The 14,508-nt window shown below is 72.4% G+C and carries 13 protein-coding genes and 2 pseudogenes; 5 read left to right on the forward strand and 10 right to left on the reverse strand.

Annotation, left to right across the window (positions count from 1 at the left end; translation table 11 throughout):
- Positions 1-20: 20 nt before the first annotated feature.
- The 3 genes and pseudogenes from ACWGJO_RS25015 to ACWGJO_RS25025 form a co-directional block, all read right to left on the reverse strand.
- The gene (locus tag ACWGJO_RS25015; RefSeq protein ID WP_452187012.1) at positions 21-1,136 is read right to left on the reverse strand and encodes a baeRF2 domain-containing protein; all 1,116 of its coding nucleotides are present in this window, start codon (positions 1,134-1,136) and stop codon (positions 21-23) included.
- On the reverse strand, positions 1,136-1,624 hold the full coding sequence (locus ACWGJO_RS25020; RefSeq protein ID WP_452187014.1) for a universal stress protein: 489 nt from the start codon (positions 1,622-1,624) through the stop codon (positions 1,136-1,138). Before ACWGJO_RS25020 ends, ACWGJO_RS25015 begins: the two co-directional genes overlap by 1 nt.
- A 548-nt stretch (positions 1,625-2,172) precedes the next feature.
- Positions 2,173-2,301, reverse strand: a pseudogene (locus ACWGJO_RS25025) (hypothetical protein); the annotation flags it as partial.
- A gap of 450 nt (positions 2,302-2,751) precedes the next feature.
- Between ACWGJO_RS25025 and ACWGJO_RS25030 the strand changes: the two are divergent.
- Positions 2,752-3,783, forward strand: coding sequence for a CapA family protein (locus tag ACWGJO_RS25030; protein ID WP_452187016.1), 1,032 nt, complete (start codon positions 2,752-2,754; stop codon positions 3,781-3,783).
- A gap of 344 nt (positions 3,784-4,127) precedes the next feature.
- Here ACWGJO_RS25030 and ACWGJO_RS25035 read toward each other — a convergent pair whose 3' ends face one another.
- Complete coding sequence (locus ACWGJO_RS25035) at positions 4,128-4,739, reverse strand: Rv1733c family protein (RefSeq protein ID WP_452187018.1); 612 nt, start codon at positions 4,737-4,739, stop codon at positions 4,128-4,130.
- A 213-nt stretch (positions 4,740-4,952) separates the two neighbouring features.
- On the opposite strand from ACWGJO_RS25035, the gene ACWGJO_RS25040 reads away from it, so the two are divergent.
- Positions 4,953-6,212, forward strand: coding sequence for an MFS transporter (locus ACWGJO_RS25040; RefSeq protein ID WP_452187020.1), 1,260 nt, complete (start codon positions 4,953-4,955; stop codon positions 6,210-6,212).
- Between the two features lie 17 nt (positions 6,213-6,229).
- Positions 6,230-6,445, forward strand: coding sequence for a CBS domain-containing protein (locus tag ACWGJO_RS25045; protein ID WP_452187022.1), 216 nt, complete (start codon positions 6,230-6,232; stop codon positions 6,443-6,445).
- Here the strand turns inward: ACWGJO_RS25045 and ACWGJO_RS25050 are convergent.
- Positions 6,426-6,608 (reverse strand): CBS domain-containing protein, encoded by a 183-nt coding sequence (locus tag ACWGJO_RS25050; protein WP_452187025.1) that lies wholly within the window; start codon positions 6,606-6,608, stop codon positions 6,426-6,428. The genes ACWGJO_RS25045 and ACWGJO_RS25050 overlap by 20 nt on opposite strands.
- A 36-nt stretch (positions 6,609-6,644) precedes the next feature.
- Positions 6,645-7,511, reverse strand: a complete 867-nt coding sequence (locus ACWGJO_RS25055) for a universal stress protein (RefSeq protein WP_452187027.1) — start codon at positions 7,509-7,511, stop codon at positions 6,645-6,647.
- 613 nt (positions 7,512-8,124) lie between these two features.
- On the opposite strand from ACWGJO_RS25055, the gene ACWGJO_RS25060 reads away from it, so the two are divergent.
- Positions 8,125-9,477, forward strand: coding sequence for a phosphoribosyltransferase family protein (locus ACWGJO_RS25060; protein WP_452187029.1), 1,353 nt, complete (start codon positions 8,125-8,127; stop codon positions 9,475-9,477).
- A 141-nt stretch (positions 9,478-9,618) separates the two neighbouring features.
- Here the strand turns inward: ACWGJO_RS25060 and ACWGJO_RS25065 are convergent, their stop codons facing one another.
- Complete coding sequence (locus ACWGJO_RS25065) at positions 9,619-10,554, reverse strand: GAF domain-containing protein (protein ID WP_452187031.1); 936 nt, start codon at positions 10,552-10,554, stop codon at positions 9,619-9,621.
- Positions 10,555-10,586: 32 nt separating this feature from the next.
- On the opposite strand from ACWGJO_RS25065, the pseudogene ACWGJO_RS25070 reads away from it, so the two are divergent.
- Positions 10,587-10,708, forward strand: a pseudogene (locus ACWGJO_RS25070) (exodeoxyribonuclease III); the annotation flags it as partial.
- 276 nt (positions 10,709-10,984) lie between these two features.
- On the opposite strand, the gene ACWGJO_RS25075 reads toward ACWGJO_RS25070, so the two are convergent.
- From ACWGJO_RS25075 to ACWGJO_RS25085, 3 genes are all read right to left on the reverse strand, one after another.
- Positions 10,985-12,289: a hypothetical protein gene (locus ACWGJO_RS25075; RefSeq protein ID WP_452187033.1), complete on the reverse strand. Its 1,305-nt coding sequence runs from the start codon at positions 12,287-12,289 to the stop codon at positions 10,985-10,987.
- A 777-nt stretch (positions 12,290-13,066) separates the two neighbouring features.
- Positions 13,067-13,669: a hypothetical protein gene (locus ACWGJO_RS25080; RefSeq protein WP_452187035.1), complete on the reverse strand. Its 603-nt coding sequence runs from the start codon at positions 13,667-13,669 to the stop codon at positions 13,067-13,069.
- Positions 13,670-13,944: 275 nt separating this feature from the next.
- Positions 13,945-14,109, reverse strand: a complete 165-nt coding sequence (locus ACWGJO_RS25085; protein WP_452187037.1) for a hypothetical protein — start codon at positions 14,107-14,109, stop codon at positions 13,945-13,947.
- Between the last annotated feature and the right edge of the window lie 399 nt (positions 14,110-14,508).

Consider the following 14,508-nt stretch of genomic DNA (forward strand, 5'->3'; position numbering starts at 1 on the left):
GGCCGTGGTCGTTCCGGGGATCAGGTGTACCGGGTCAGGCCGCCGATGCCCTGGGCGGGGGCGCCGGGGGCGCCGGGCGGGAGGACCCGGATGTCCACTCCGGTGAGCAGGGCCGAGCGGACGGCGGTGTCCGCGAGGTCCGCCCGTACCAGCGGGGTGGTGTCGGCCGGCAGGGTGGGGGGTTGGTCGGCGATGTCGGTGGGGCCGGGGCCGAACCAGGCGGTGCGGCGGCCGGCGAGGCCGTCGGTGATCAGCAGGGTGCGCAGGGCGCCGTCGGCGAGCGCGCGCAGGGTCGCGTAGGTGCCCTCGATGGTGTGGCCGCCGGGCGAGCGTCCGTCGTCGAGGCGGCGCAGCAGGGCCGTGGTCGTCTCGCGTCCGGCGCGGCAGGTCTCGGCCTCGACCTGGGCCATGCGGTGCGGCCAGGCGCCGTCCGGGCTGCGGCTGCCGCTGACCGGCCGGATGGACACGTCGCGGCGGACCCGGGCAGACAGGTGCTTGGTGAGGTACTGGCGGGCGCGGACATCGCCGGCGAGCATCAGCACACGGGCGTCGACCTCGGCCAGAGCCGTGCCGAGCGCTTCGGCGGCCTTGACCGCGTTGTGCTCCCAGGAGTCCTCGGCGCGGTGCTGGTAGCGCATCTGGGAGCGGCCGCCGGGCTGGTTGCGCTCGATCTCGTCGTCCGGGCCGATGATGGTGCGGCGGGCGCCGTCCGTGGCACCGGTGGGGTAGAGCCGCAGGTCCGCTCCGGTGCGGTCGACGACGGCGACCACGTGGGCGGGGTGGTCCTGGCGCCAGGTGAGCATCGGCAGCAGGTGTGGCAGGGACGCCCTGAGGGCCAGGTCGCGCTGGTCGCAGCCGGGCAGGACGGCCGAGTGGACCACGTCGCCGCCGGCGGCGAAGGCCGCGAGGACGCCGGAGCCCGGCTGGGAGGACAGGAATCGCCGGGTGAGGGCGTCGAGTTCGTGGGGATCCGACCCCTGGCCCGCGAGGTCGCGGCAGAGACCCCGCCAGCGCTCCTCGGTGTCCAGGCCCATCTCCGGGCGCGGGTCGAGGTCGAAGTAGACCGACAGGAACGGGCCGGGGACGGCGAACAGTGCCCGCAGGGCCCGGGTGTCGGTTTCTGTTCCAGTGGTCATCAGAGTTCTCCTGGGGGCGGTCCGACTCGGGCTGTGGGGACCACGACGACGGGGCAGGAGGCATGCTCCACGCAGTACGGGCTCACCGAGCCCAGCAGTGCCCTTTCGAAGCCGCCGTACCCGCGGCGGCCCACCGCCAGGAGGTCGGCGTCGCGGGCCTGTCGGAGCAGTACCGCAGCGGCACGGCCTTGGACCGCGCTCTGCCGGATCTCCGTGGACGGCTCGGGCCCCACAACCTCATCGACGGTGCAGGCCAGCGCCTTCTGCGCGGAGCGGTCGATCCGGGGATCGGCTTTCGTCCTGGCCCACGCGGTGATCGTCGGGTACGTCCAGGCCGTCACGGCCTCGACCACGGCGCCGATGAGCCGGGCCTTGTCGACGGCCCACCGCAACGCCTGCCGGGAGACCGCCGAGCCGTCCACCCCCATCACGATGCGGCGCACCGTGCGGTCCTCGCCGGTCGCGGTGGAGTCCGCTCTCGTTCCCACACCACCACCGTGCCCGGGCCACCCGCTCCGTCCAAGGTCCGGTCGCCTCCACCGGACGGGGCCACCCGGCCCTTCCGAGCGCCCGGGACGCGGCGTCGGGATGAACATCCGCTGGGCCTCGGCCTGTCCGGGATCCGGGAACCTTGTCGTCGGCGGAAGCGGGCGGGCGATCCGATGGTGGACAGCGGTACGGGACCACTGGACCAGGACCGGGTGCTGCGGCAGATCGCAACGGCTGCGGCGACCCCGGCGGACGACGAGTGCGCGGCGTTCGGGGTGATCTGTGACCGGGGCGCCGAACCCGGGGGCGAGACGCAGTCACAGAGCGTGAACCCGCCTGGCGGGTACGAAAGTTGGCATGGCGCGAGTGGGTCTCCGATCGCGCTCGCGCGGGCGGCGCAGCAGCATGGAAGGAGGGCAGGACCGATCGAGGAGGATGGAGATGGCCGGCGATCTGCTTCAGCGGCGTGCGCACTGGTGGCCGACGTTCTCGGAGCTGTCGGTAACCGGCCCACGGTGCCCGCCGTTCCGCCTCGCCGTCCGGCCTCCTACACCGCGGGGGTGACGAGTGCACGCAGATCGTGCGGAAGCGTGTCGAAGACGTGCTCCAGCTGCTCCGGGGGGATGTGCAGGAACACCGCTGCGGTGACTGCACGGACGGCGTCCTCGGCGTCCTCGGCCGCGAGCGCATGATCTCCCGTGCGGTGACCACGACCGCCTTCCCTTCATCGCGTTGGTCCCGGGTGCGCCGGGTACGCCGGCCGGGTCGGCCGGGTCGGCCGGGTCGGCCGGGTCGGCCGGGTTTCGCTGGGTCGGCACAGCGTACGGAGCCCGGCCCGGTACGGCCGACCGATACAGCCCTGCGCCGACAGCATCGGCTATCCGGTTCGGCCCCGGCCGCCCGCCGCCCCCATGGGCGCAAGCCCTCCTCTCCAGGGTGGTCCCCGCCGGCGGCCTTGCGCATCCGGGGCGTACGTCGGCACCGGGCGTACGCGTCGTCCGTCACGGCCGGCCGCAGCCCGGACCGGCGGGTTGCCTGCTCCGGAGCACGGGCCGAGCCTGGAGGAAGGGGGCGCGAGCAGCAGACGGAAAGGCCGCGCGCGAAGGTACGGCTGGAGGCGAGTGCGATGGCGCTCAGGGTGGCGCTGGCCGGCGACACGATGCTCGGGCGTGGTGTCGCCGAGGAGTTGCGGCGTGCGCCCGTGTCGGCGACGCTGCTCTCCGCCGAGGTGCGGGAGCTGCTGGCGGGGGCGGATCTGATCGTGCTCAACCTGGAGTGCTGCGTCTCCGCCCGCGGTGAGCGCTGGCCGGACCCGGACAAGCCGTTCTTCTTCCGTGCCCCTCCCTCCGCCGCAGGGGTCCTCGCCGAGTTGGGGGTGGACTGCGTCACGTTGGCGAACAACCACGCGCTGGACTACGGCTTCGACGCCCTCACCGATACCTGCGACCTGCTGGAGCAGGCGGGCGTCCGTACGGTCGGCGCCGGGCAGGACGTGTCGGCGGCCCGGGAGTTCGCCGTGCTGGAGGCCCACGGGGTACGGCTGGCGGTGGTCGGGGTCACCGACCATCCGAAGGACTACGCAGCCGGTGCCCGACGTCCCGGCGTCGCATGGACCGACCTTCGCACAGGCGTACCCGACTGGCTCACCGCGCTGGTGGCCCGGGCTGCACGGGACGCCGACGCGGTGCTGGTCACCCCGCACTGGGGCCCCAACATGACGTCCCGCCCACCACCACATGTGCGCACGGCGGCTCCGCGACTCCTGGCCTCCGGGGCGACCTTCGTCGCCGGGCACTCCGCCCACGTCTTCCACGGCGTCGCCGACCGCGTCCTGTACGACCTGGGCGACTTCGTCGACGACTATGCGGTCCACCCGGCGCTGCGCAACGACCTCGGTCTGCTCTTCCTGATGACCCTGGACGGCCCGGACCGTACCCATCTCGCGCCGGTGCGCCTGGAGGCGGTGCCGCTGTTCCTGGACTTCTGCCACACCCGCCTCGCCCGCGACGAGGAGCGGGAGTGGATCCGCGAGCGGTTCACCTCTGCCTGCGCCGAACTCGGTACCGAGGTGACCGAGCGGGCCGGACGGCTGACGGTCGGCTGGAGGCGAGACGAGGCAACTCCCGAGACATGCAAGGCCGTCGACACGGAGTCCTGAGTTCGGAGCGGGAGGACGGATGGACGGGGCTTGCCCCGAGGGCCTGGTCCGTGCGGTGCGCGCGGCCGGTGTCCGCGACGAGCGGCTGCTCGGCGAGTTCGACGCCGAGGGCCTCCGAGACGGCGTCGCCGAGTGCGGGGTGAGCGGTCCCGGACAGGATCCGCGGGTTCGTCATCGCATCCTCCCGGTGCTCCGGGTCCACGGTGGGCCCGGCCGTTGGAGCCGCCGACGAGCGGAACTCTTCTCCTTTCCGGGTGTTCCCCCTCGATTCCGGGACATCCCGTCCCGCCCACGACCAGGATGGCGACGTCGACGGTCCGGGTCCTCGTCCCCGCTGACTTTGCTCAGTTGGAAAGCCGCTTGGACCACCGGGGTTCGACCTGGCTCCACTCCGCGTCCCACTGGGCGTAGCGACGGTGGTCCAGCACGCGGACCGAGCCCTTCCAGGTGGCCAGGCACAGGAGTGAGACGGTTGTGGCGGTCATGGCGGCGCTTGTCCAGGCGGCCGCGGCGGCCTGGCTGCGGGTGATGGGCGCGGAGGTGACGGCGTCTTGGTGGTCGACCCACAGCGGGACGGGGGTGCCCGCCTGTTCTCCGGGCCGCACCCGGACGGTAGCGGTGTGAGTGGTGCCGTCGGATGCCGTCCAGGCTGCGGTTGCCAGGACCTGGCTGTAGTCGTTGTTCGACGGAGCCGGCGCGCGGGCCGTCAGGTGGGCGGTGATGGTGTGCCGGGCCAAGGACTGGACCTGTCGCACCTGCAGCTGTGCGCGGTGGGTCAGCAGGCCGGCAGCAGCAGCGGCGGCCGGAAGGCCGACGACCATGACGGCGAGCAGGATGCGGGCGAGCCACCACTGGATGTGGTCCGAGGTTCGCCGTACCGGGTTGTGCCGGTTCGGGTACGTGGACATGGTGTCCGCCTCCCACCGTTCCTGGGCGTCGGCTGGGCTGTCTTCCATTCTTGGCCTCGGCCCCTCCGCCGGTCGTGGTCCGGGCGGCCCAATTCGGACCGGAGACCGGCCCTGAACGGACGGGCGACGGTGAGGGCGGGTCGCGGTCATGTGCCGACTACGCCGTCGGACCCCGCTGTCTCAGCCCTGTGATCGACACGTGCGGGCCGTGCTCACGGTTCTCGCACCGCCGTTCCCGAGTGCGCGGGGCAGGATGAAGAGGTGTTCGATGCTCTGCAGGTACCGAATTTCCGGCTCTACTTCGCCGGGCAGTCGGTCAGCCTGGTCGGCACCTGGATGCAGGCCGTGACCCAGTCCTGGCTGGTCCTTGAACTGACCGGATCGGGCACAGCCCTCGGGCTGGTGGTCGCCGCGCAGTTCCTGCCCGTCCTGCTGGCCGGCCCGTACGGCGGGCTGATCGCCGACCGGTCCGACAAGCGCGTCCTGCTGATGGCCACCCAAGCCACGCTCGCGGTGCTCGCGATGCTGCTGGGACTGCTGGCGGTGACCCACACCGTTCGCTTGTGGATGGTCGTGGTCCTCGCCGTCGCGTTCGGCGCGGTGAACGCGGTGGACAATCCCGCCCGCCAGGCCTTCGTCCCGGAGATCGTCGGGCGCCGGCTGCTGCGCAACGCGGTCGGCCTGAACAGCGTCGTGGTCAACACCGCTCGCGCGGTCGGCCCCGCGGTGGCCGGCGTACTGATCGCCACGGTCGGTGTGGGCGTGTGCTTCCTGGCCAATGCCGCCAGCTTCCTCGCGGTGCTGCTGGCCCTGCGCCTGATGCGCGCCGACCGACTCGCTCCGACCCGCCCCGTCGAACGCGGACGGGGGCAGCTCACCGCCGGACTGCGGTACGTGCGCGCCACCACCGGCCTCTGGGTACCGCTGGCGATGATGGCCCTGATCGGCACCCTGGCCTACGAATTCCAGGTCGTACTCCCGCTCCTCGCCCGTACTGCCCTGCACGGTGGCGCGCGGACCTACGGTTTCCTCACCTCCGCGATGGGCCTGGGATCGGTGGCCGGCGGCCTGGCCGTCGCCGCCTACGGGGAAACGGGTGTCGTTCCCCTGATCGGGGCCGCGGCCGCGTTCGGTGCCGCGCTGACGGCGGCCGCAGCCGTGCCCGGCATCCCGGCCACACTCGTGGCCCTGGGTTTCGTCGGCGTCGCCGGCACCGTCTTCCTGGCCACCGGCAACACCACCCTGCAACTGGTCAGCCGACCCCGCTTCCGCGGCCGGGTCATGGCACTGTGGTCGGTCACCTTCCTGGGCAGCACCCCCATCGGCGGCCCGATCGTCGGCCTGGTCTCCGAACACCTCGGCCCGCGCACAGGCCTCGGGCTCGGCGCCGCAACCTGCCTGGCCGCCACCGCCCTGGGCCTGCTGACCCTGCGCCGCATCCCCCCGAAACACCGGTTCATCGAACGCCGCACCGCCCGAAAGCAGCACCCGTCGACCGTCACCGAAGCCGACCGGCCCTGACGGGCATCCGGCTGCGAGTGCACGTCCGGAGGCCGGGTGGGCCACCGTCGACAGGGCGACGGAGGGGAGGAGTCGGTGCTCCGCTCGGCCGGTCGTCACGGCACGGCACGGCACGGCCGGGATGGACCCTGGTGGAGGCCGCCCGGCTGGTGGACCGCCGCAGCGTCAGGCACCTACCGGTGACCGACCGCCACGGCCGCCTGGTCGGCATCCTCATCCGCCGCGGCGGATGAGGTCGGCCTCGGAGACGATGCCGACCGGATGGTTGTCGTCGTCGAGGACGGGGACGGCGCTGATGTCGTTGCGGTCGAGCAGGTCGGCGATCTCCTTGAAGGCGGTGTCGGGGTGTGCGACGACCACCTCCCGGGTCATCACGTCCTGGACGGTGCGGTGCATGGTCCTCGCTCCTTGTCCGATACGGGCGCCGCCGGCTCAGTCGTGGGGGACGACGGCGAGCGGGCAGGGCGCGTGGTGGATGGCGGCCTGGGTGACGGGGCCGATGCGGGGCGCGAGGGGGGTGCGGTAGCCGCCGCGGCCCACCACGAGCAGCCGGGCTCCGGCGGCGGCGTCGACGACGGCCCGGGCGGGGCTGTCGTCGCTGAGCCGCTCCACGACGTCCACCGCCGGGAACTTCTCGCGCCACGGGCGCAGTGCGGCGCTCAGGTCGTGGCGGTCGGCCTGTTGGACGGTCTCGTCGGGCGGGCCCTGCCAGACGGTGAGGGACGGGCGACGGCTGGTGGCATGGACGGCCAGCACCGAGGTGCGCTGCCGGTCGGCGGCGTCGAAGGCGGCCTCCAGGACACCGTCGTAGCCGGAGCGCCGGCTCACGGCGACGGCGACCGGACCGGACTGCGCGGCCGGGGTCAGGGTGCCGTCCGGGTGGTCGTGGGCACGCACGAGCACGACCGGACGCTCGGAGCGGGCGACGGTGTACAGGGCGAGCGAGCCGATCAGGTAGCCCCCTCCGATACCGATTTCCTGGGAACCGAGTACCAGCAGTTCCTCGTCGCCCGCGGCGGACAGCAGGGCGGCGGGAGTGGCGGCGGGCAGCAGTTCGGAGGTGATGGGAACCTTCGGGTAGTGCTCGCGCAGCTCGCTCTCCGCGTCCCGGAGAATGCGCCGCCCCATGGCTGTCCGCACGTCCCCGCTCGGGACGTGCGGCACCGCGGCGGGGCTGACCAGCCACAGGTGCAGCAGCCGCACGGGCAGTCCGCGAAGTTGGGCCTCCCGCGCCGCCCATCGGGCGGCCGACAGGCTTTCGGACGAGCCGTCGAGGCCCACGGTGATCTCCGACCGCATGCGAATTCGCCTCCTCCTCCAAGATGCCCGAGCCGACGGGGCAGTGCGGCAGGCGGCTGGGACGGCCGCCGGCCCGCGCTGACCGGGACGTCTGTCGGCCTGCTTCTCATCGTGGCCCCGCGGAACCGTCCCGGCATGGGCCGGTGGGCCCATGCCGGGACGGAGATGGACCTTGCCCGTACCAGGTCCGAGCCGGCGAAGTCGCCCGGCCCGGGCAGCCCGCCCCACGGTCACTGACACGCCGGTTCAAGCGGGCGGCTCGCCCGGCACGACGACGACGGGAAGGCCGACCACGACGGGACCGGCGGAGCCCGGTGTGGAAGTGCTGCTCAGGGGGCCTCCAGGATGCGCGCCTCGACTGTCCGGACGGACCGGCGCGACGGATCCGGATGTTCCGAGGGCGTGCGGTCGCCGACTGGCCCGCCTGCTCTCATGCTCCCCCGCCGCCACCACTGCGGCAGGTCGGCCCCCGGTGCCCGGCATCCGTCCGGGAGCCGGCTGACGGCGGCGCTCCGGCTCGGTCGCTCGCGCGCGTCCGGCGGCAAGAGGACCGTGGAAAGCGGCGGCCCGGCGCGAGGTCCGGGTCCGGCCGCGATCCCGGAAGAGGTGGATCATGTACTTCGTCGATCGTGTGGACGCCGGGCGGCGCCTGGCCGAGCAGGTCGGGTACCTCGCGGGCCGGGACGTCGTGGTCCTGGGCCTTCCCCGGGGCGGTGTGCCGGTGGCAGCCGAGGTCGCGAAGGTGCTGCACGCGCCGTTGGACGTGATCGTGGTGCGCAAGCTCGGCGGGCCGTTCCAGCCGGAACTCGGCATGGGCGCGATCGGTGAGGGCGGGATGCGCATCGTCAACGAGACGGTCATGCGGGCGACGCGGACCTCCGAGAAGGACCTCGCCGAGGTGGAGGCGCGGGAACGGGTCGAGCTGGACCGCAGGGCACGGCGGTACCGGGGCGACCGGCCCCGCTCCGAGCTCGCCGGCCGTACGGCGGTCGTGGTGGACGACGGGGTCGCGACCGGTTCGACCGCGCTGGCGGCTTGTCTGATAGCCAGGAACCAGGGCGCGGCCCGGGTGGTCCTCGCCGTCCCCGTCGCCCCGCCGGACTGGACCCGCAGGCTGGCGGACGCGGCGGACGAGCTGGTCGCGCTGTCGACGCCCGGGGACTTATACGGGATCGGGCAGTTCTACGAGGACTTCGCGCAGACCACCGACGCCGAAGTGATCGCCTGCCTGGACGAAGCCGCCGTCCGGATGGGCGGCCGCAGGCCACCCGGACCCGCTTCGCGGCTGCCCATACGGTCCGCCAGGGCGAAGGCCGACGATCCGGAAGTCGTCGTGGACACCGGGCCGGTGCGGCTCGGCGGGCAGCTGGCCATACCCGAAGGGGCGGTGGGGATCGTGGTGTTCGCCCACGGCAGCGGCAGCAGCCGGCACAGCCCGCGCAACCGGTTCGTCGCAGCCGAGCTGAACCGGGCGGGCCTGGCCACCCTCCTCTTCGACCTGCTCACCGAGGAGGAGGCGTTCGACCGGACGAACGTCTTCGACACCGCCCTGCTCGCCCGCCGCCTCACCGACGCCACCCGCTGGTTGCGCGGCCGGGACGACGTCGGCCGCCTCGCGGTCGGCTACTTCGGCGCCAGCACCGGAGCCGCCGCGGCGCTGTGGGCCGCGGCGCAGCCCGACTCCCCCGCCCGGGCGGTCGTCTCCCGCGGCGGACGGCCCGACCTCGCCGGACCCCGCCTGCCCGCCGTCACCGCCCCCACCCTGCTCATCGTCGGCGGCGACGACGACGTGGTGCTCGACCTCAACCAGCAGGCCCAGGCACGGCTGAACTGCGAGAACCAGCTCGCCGTCATTCCGGGCGCCACCCACCTGTTCGAGGAACCCGGCACCCTCGAACAGGCCGCGGACCTGGCCGCGAACTGGTTCACCGCCCACCTCGCCCCGGTGTCGGGCCCCGCGCGCTGACCCCGTCGCTCCGCAGCCGCGTCGGGAGCGCTACGGCCGAGCACAGCATCAGCAGGAACCCGCCGACGTGCACCGAGAGGAAGCCCCAGGCCAGGTGCCCGGCCGGGACGTCCCGGAGTTCCCGGCCCGAGGTCGGAGCAGTCAGGCGCCGAAGTAGAGGCGGGAGAGGTCGACCAGGATCAGCTCGCCGTGGGCTTCGGCGGATCGCAGGCGCGGGCTGAATCCGGCCCCGCCGTAGAGGGCGGGCCGGGTGCGGCTCACGTCCTCGCCCAGATCGGGGAGGGAGGCTACGATCCGCTGGACCTCGTGGAGGTGGGGAAGGTCCAGCACGCCGTTCCAGCGCGTCAGCCCGACCGAGAGCAGGGCCGACCGACCGCCACAGGCCTCACCGCGGACCACCACGTCGGCCTCGGGCGGACCGTCCTTGTGGGCTTCGGGGACGGTCCCGGGCGCAACCCCCGCGGCCGGCGCGCCGAACGTGTCGGGGGCCGCGAAGCCGAGCGCCCAGTCCCGGCACACCTGGGCGAAGTGGCGTTCCAGGACCGCGGAGTGGAACGCCGGGGACGCGAGCAGCCCGAGCTGCGCCGGATCGAACCCCGGGCGCTCGCGGGCCCGGGTGAGGAACAGCACCCCCTCGGTACGACCGGTGTCCGTGAGCGGGACGATCATGCCCGGTCCGAGACTGTCGGGCCGGGCCGGGTCCGGAGCGTAGGAGCGTGCGTCGGTGGCGAGGTCGTCGGTGATGACCGGGTGGCCGGTGCGGTAGACCTGCCCGGGCTGCGAAGCGCCGACCGGCAGCTGCCAGCCGTCCAGCACGTCGGCATACGCCCCGGCAGCGGCCCGGACGACGACCATGTGGCTGCCGGGACCGGGTACCGCGATGGCGGCGAGATCCGCGTCCGCGACGAGCCGGGCCTGCTCGGCAACGACGTGGAGCGGATTCTGATCCCGGTCCCCGGAGAGCAGGGCCGTGGTGATCGCGGCGTGCGCCTGCTGCCACAGCTCCCCCTGACGGGTCTCCTCGAACAGCCGCGCATTGTCCACCGCAGTACCGGCCGCCGACACCAGCACCCGCACGAGTTCCTCGTCCTCGGCCGTGAACGACTCGGGCGTGCCCTCCTCTCGCGGACACCTGCGTCAAGGCCCACGTCGAGCGGCCGCCTCCCACGCCGAGCGGTGGAGCGACCACGCACCAGTGACAGCCGTTTTCGACCTCGACCAACTCCTGTAGCGCTGAGCCGAGTTCGGGAAGCTGGCTTCAACTGCTTCGGTTCATCGCACGCCCTACCGGAGCAACGATCGGGGCTGCTACTGGCACTGCAACTGCACTGTGCGGCGATCCGCCGTTCTGACTGACAGTCAGCTGATGTTCTGGAGACGCCTCGGTTTGTCAAAACCAAGGCCGTCCGGCGAGAGTCGCCGCGCGGCACAGGCGATGACTTGAGGCCCGGGGCGGTCGGCGGTGTGCCGTCCGCCCCGGGTGTCGCCCGTGGCCGTGGTGGCCGCGTCAGCCGGAGAGGTGGAAGGAGGCGATGCGGGTGTTCCAGTTTCCGGTGCCGTCGACCGCTTGGTACTGGTTGGTGTACCAGAACGTGCAGTCGTCCGCCGGGTCGATCGCCATGGAGGTGTAGTCACCCCAGCGGTTGCTCCCGGTCTGGGAGCCGGTGCCGGTCCACACGGTGGTCTCGCGGAACGTCATCGTGTTCAGCGGGTCGTCCGCCAGGCGTCCGGTGACGCTGATCGAGGGACGGTCCTGGGCGTTCGACGTCGAGTACCCCAGGGCGATGTTGCCGTTCCTGTCCTGGGCCGCGGACGCCATCCACCGGTACGTGGACCCCGGCGCGTAGGTGCCCTGCTGATGAACGACCGGCCGGCCGTGGTCCAGCCGCAGTTCGTACCATCGAACCCCCACGCCGCCGGGCGCGTCGACCGCGTGGTTGACAACCAAGGACTCGTGGTCGCCGAAGTTGCGGTAGGCGAACCGGTACATGGCGGAGTAGGAGAGCGAGTCCAGTTGCTGGGTGGTGCCGGCCTGGGGGACGCATCGGGTGGGATCGGTGCTCATGCAGGCCGGGGTGTAGGGGGCCACCGGCAGTTCCTCCGGGCCCGTGACGGCGGTGCGGGTCTGGTCCGCCCAGTCCACGTGGAACCGCCAGTACTGCAGGCTGTTGTAGGCGGGGTTGAGGGCGATCAGCAGGTTGGGCTCGCCCTGCGGGGGCGGGGTCGGGCCGTCGAGGTCCGAGGGGAGCGGGATGGTCGGGGTCGGGACGATGTAGCACTGCTGGTCGGCGTCGGCTCCGCGCAGCATCCTGCTCCGGTCCCAGGCACAGGTCTCGGGGAACTCCCCGGCGGTGAAGGCCGCGTAGTAGGCGTCCGGCCAGACCGAGACCTTCGGGTGGTCGATGAAGTGCTGGTACCCGAAGGCGTACCGGTAGTACGCGCCGGTGGCGTCCTCGCTGCTGGAGACGGCCACGCACAGGAGGTTCGGGCCGCCTGCCGGGTCCAGCGCGAACTGGTTGAGGATCCAGCGGTGGGCCAGGGAGTCCCAGCGGACCACGGGGTCCCCGATGTCGGGGTTCGGAGCGGTCTCGCACGGTCCGCCGAACCCGCTGAACAGCGTCTGGGTGGTCAGCTGCTCCAGTTCCGTGGCACCGGTCTTGGAGTACACCGCGAGGTCGAAGTTGGTGATCTCCACGATCTGGCGGGAGCCCACCGAGGCGTTGGGGTCGGGAGGGACGCCCCCGGCCTCCCGAATGCCGTCGAAACTGACGTCCAACCGGATCCGGCCCCGGCTGCCGTCGTGTTCCTGCACCACCCCGTCCGGAGGAGCGGCCCTGGTGAGGGACGGGTGCTGCGCATCTGCGGGGGGCACGACGCCGGGGGCGGACCGGTGCTGTCCGTGTCCGTGTGCCAGGTCACGCAACGGTGGCGAGGTGTCATGGTGCAGCGCGGGTCCGGAGTCAGTGGACCGCGTGGCCGTCCCGTGGACGGGCGACTCGAGGCCGGCTCCGGCGGCGGGCGTGGCGAACCACGCCGGGGAGGCCACCAGAGCTGCTCCCAGTGAGGCGACGGCGACGATCGAACGCAAGGCACGTGATACGTGCATCAATCCTCCGAGCGGGGTTGGTGAGCCAACCCCGCTCGGCCACTGGTGACGGCGTCGTCCGAGGCAACCCCCAGCCGCGTGCGGCTGTTGCGACCTCCCGGCGCCCCGGACACGCCCGGCACGTTTCGAGGCCCCGGTGTGAGGGTGGGCACCGTGTGAGAGTGGGAACGAGGGCGGTCGACTCGTCTGACAGTGTGACAGGGCCTAGTTATCCACCTCGTCCGCCCGACGCCGGGGTGATCGGTGTCGTGTCGGGTGCGGCTCAGCCGATTGGCGCTGCCCGACGGCCGTTCGAGCACGCACCGTAACGTCCTGGGGCCCCGGCGGCTGCCTCTTTCCTCGCCTGGCGATCACCGCAGCAGAGGTCCCCGACGGTGGCCGCCGTGCCGCTCGTCGAGACGGGCTGGATGACGCAGTTGTCGCCGCCGATGGCCGTCACCCCCTCTGGGTGACGGCCACCGAACAGGGCTCACACCGTGGTGACTAGCACGACCACGGCGTGGTGACGTGGCCCGTCACGGTGTCCACCGCCACCGTCCTGCCCTCGCTGGGAATGCAGAAGTAGTAGGTGGGATGCGGGTTCTGCACGACGGGCTCATTGAGGTAAAGGGGCTTGAACGCGCCGGTGTGCCCGGCCTTGACGGCCAGATCGTGGGCCTGGACCTCCGTCATGGTGAACGGGGAGATGGCCTGGATCCCGATCGGGACGCTCCACGGCTGCGTGCTCTGGTACTGACCGGTGGTCGAGTACTTGTACTCGAAGGACGGCTCCGAGCCCTTGGCCCGGAAGCGGATCCACCAGGCCTGGACGTCATTGGGGTTGGTCGTGGGTGTCAGCAGGACGGCGTCCGCGTCGTAGAACTGCGAGCCGGGGTGCTCCTGCTGCGCCTTCACCTTGGCCTCCCGCACGATCTGTGTGAGCGGGAGGTGGGGTGCCGCGCTGGCGGTGGACGGGGCGATCGGCAGCAGCGACAGGGCCGTGGCGGTCGCGGCGAGCCCGATCCGTGCCCGAGGGCGGCGGCGTGATGTCCGGCACCGGTTCAGTGCGGGTGTCGCGGGCGTGCGTGCGGTGCGCGTGGCGTTCATGTCCTTCATCTCCTTCGACCCGGACCCTGCGTGGTCACGGTGGAAGTCGACTGCCGGGTTCGGCGTGAGCGGTGGCCGACGGGCGAGAGGTCCTCGGCCGGGCTCCGCGGGGATGCAGCCTCCCGGGGTCCAACGGTAGGAAGGTCTCCGGGCGCCGTCTCCCGGCCGTCGTCCTCGCTGAGCCGAACAGGCGAACCTCTCACCCGGAGCGATGCCCGTCCGGGGTTTCGCCGGGCGGTCCCGGCCGGTGGGCCCGACCCTGTGCCGCCCCTTGATCATCGCTGACTGTTACAAGGTGGTGACACGATCGTCTCGAAGTAGGCGTCCTGGCCGACGGGCCGACGAGCCTGTAGATCGTCCTTCGGGCTGCGCTCCACCCACTCCAGGGTGATGTAGTACCGCTCCAGAACCGGGTCCCGGCCCGACTCCAGCATCCGCACGACATGAGGGTGTGGTCCGGGCGGGAAGACTGTGTATCCGCTTGTGGGTGCGGATGGGCCGGCGGAAGGTGCCAGTGGCGCCGACGACGACCGGGCTTCTGTCGGTGTCTCCTGGGAGCGGTAGCCCACCACGAAGTCCACGCTCAGCAGCGCGAACCGGGAGAACAGGACGGCCAGGAGATCAGCGGCAGACACCCATTCGTCAGCTGACTGTCCATCAGGACATTGACGCCACACTGACCACGCGCAACCAGTCCGGGACTTGATCACATCGGCTCACGCGGCCCGCGATCGTCCTGGCTGCGCAGCCTCGACCGCTTCGGCCTCGGTTCCGGCTCCTGAGCGAATCGCCGGCCGGCCCGGGGCGGCGGCGAGCTGCGTCTCCAGGCCCGCCAGCGT

Source organism: Kitasatospora sp. NPDC054795 (assembly GCF_053611565.1).